Source organism: Bacteroidota bacterium, from assembly GCA_018831055.1.
Classification (GTDB): domain Bacteria; phylum Bacteroidota; class Bacteroidia; order Bacteroidales; family B18-G4; genus M55B132.
This window is the reverse complement of record JAHJRE010000335.1, coordinates 1-2,040: the sequence shown is the minus strand read 5'-3', so window position 1 is coordinate 2,040 and position 2,040 is coordinate 1. Positions and strand designations below refer to the sequence as shown.

At 40.7% G+C, this 2,040-nt stretch carries 1 protein-coding gene; it reads left to right on the top strand.

Translation table 11 applies throughout. The annotated features are described in order from the left end of the window. The first annotated feature begins 190 nt into the window (after positions 1 to 190). Positions 191 to 1,891, top strand: coding sequence for a hypothetical protein (locus KKA81_17555; GenBank protein ID MBU2652737.1), 1,701 nt, complete (start codon positions 191 to 193; stop codon positions 1,889 to 1,891). Positions 1,892 to 2,040 lie beyond the last annotated feature (149 nt).

Below are 2,040 nucleotides of genomic sequence, written 5' to 3'. Positions count from 1 at the left end.
TTTTGGTTAAAATCCGAACCTACTTTGACGAACATCCGGACGAGGACTGAACCGCGCCGCCGCTCGCTCCGCTCGGACGGCTCGCAGGCGAAAAGTTTCCTCCCCCAACCCCCTCCATTTTTGTCCGCTCGCCGGAAAGCAGGTTTGGTAATTTGTGGATTAAAAATGCAGATTTTGCTATTATCTATGTATGAGCAATCAAAAAGGTTTTATAGGTATCATTGTGTTTATTGTAGCAGTAGCCATCATTGGCGTTGCTGGTTATTATTTTGTTGCTAATAAGCAACCAAATCAATCGTCTATACCAACCACTGGAACCGAACAAGGAATCGCAAAAAACACGGACAGTCAAAACATACAGTCGAACCAGAAATTTCCAAAACAAGACGAGAAACCATCAAAAACTACTCCGAGCTCCGTTTTGATTTTTGTTGATGAAGAAGTTTATACGACGTTACCAAACGAATTAAATCGATTTAAGGACGATATTGCAAAAGATTTGGGAGTAGAGGTATCTCTTCAGCACGCCGTGTATAAGAGCCCGCTCGAGATAAGAGAAACTATCAAAGAATTTTATCGCACGAAAAAATTACTTGGCTCAATCCTTATAGGCGATATTCCCACGTTTTATAGGGACGACGGATTATATACGGACTGGTTTTATCAAGATTTGAGCGATTATTGTGCACTGGCCAATGACGGCAAGTTTACTGCCACTCGTTCATGTAATACTTTAGACGCTGTATCGAGGCGAGAAATTTTCAGTGGAAGAATCACCCCTCCAGTTAAAGGACAAGAAGGAATCGTTTTAATAAAAAAATATCTTGATAAAAACCACGAGTATAGAAGCGGAAATATCTCATTCCAAAAACGGTTATTGGTTTATCCTGCCGCGATTATAAATGAAATCAACAATAAAACTCCGGCGGCAATAAAAAATGGTTTGGATTCAAATTTTGATTTTTCCTTGTCTCGGCTTGATAGATATTCTAAGCCCTCGGTAGATTTTATTAAAGAAACAAGCTACGAAAATGCCAAGACAGAATATCTCAATAAGTTAAAAATGAATAGTTATGAGGCCGCCCTCATCAATGTTCACGGCACCACACTTGGTCAATTTATATCAGGCGGTTACGGACAAGCAGAAGTAAATTATCAAGATATTAAAAATGTTGCGCCCAATATATTTTATGTAAATCTACTCTCGTGCAGTAATGGCGCGTTCAAGGAATTAAATTATCTTGCGGGTTGGCTTTTGTTTTCTGGTAACACTATGGTTGTCAATGCACAATCGCAGCCAGCTTTCATTGGGGGGTTCGTCGCAGATCCTCCAGTCGAGCCAGTATTTTTTATTCCATTGAATACTCTCGGTTCAAATATTCCTATCGGGGATATGATAAGAAGGGATGATTCTTTGTTTGTGACCCAAACATTTGGAGACCCGACATTACAATTACCATCAGATGCGAGCGGCGGGTCCAAATTGTCCGTGTCTAAACAAGAACTCAATTTCGGTGTTGTTGATAAGGTTAGAACAGAAACAATAACAATTCGTAATAATAGCAACAATATACTTGAATTGCGCCGATTACCAAACGGTGGGTTAACTATTGATGGTCAACCTTCAGTTACAGTTTTGAAGCCAGAAAACTATATTGAACCTCCTCTGGGGGTTAATTTTCTTGGATTTGATACGCCTAGCATAATCCCATACAGCGAGATAAAAGTGTTGCCTAATAAAGAAATTACTATTGATATTGGTTTTGCGCCAGCTGCGTTTCAAAAATCTAAGTTGTACAAAAAAGGCAAATACTTTGATGCTATAACTTTTATTACCAATGACTCCGCAAAGCCCTATTTAGAAATCCAATTGCGAGCAGAGGTACAGTAAAATTGATTTGCTTTCCGGCGAGCGGACAAAAATGGAGGGGGTTGGGGGAGGAAACTTTTCGCCTGCGAGCCGTCCGAGCGGAGCGAGCGGCGGCGCGGTTCAGTCCTCGTCCGGATGTTCGTCAAAGTAGGTTCGGATTTTAACCAAAA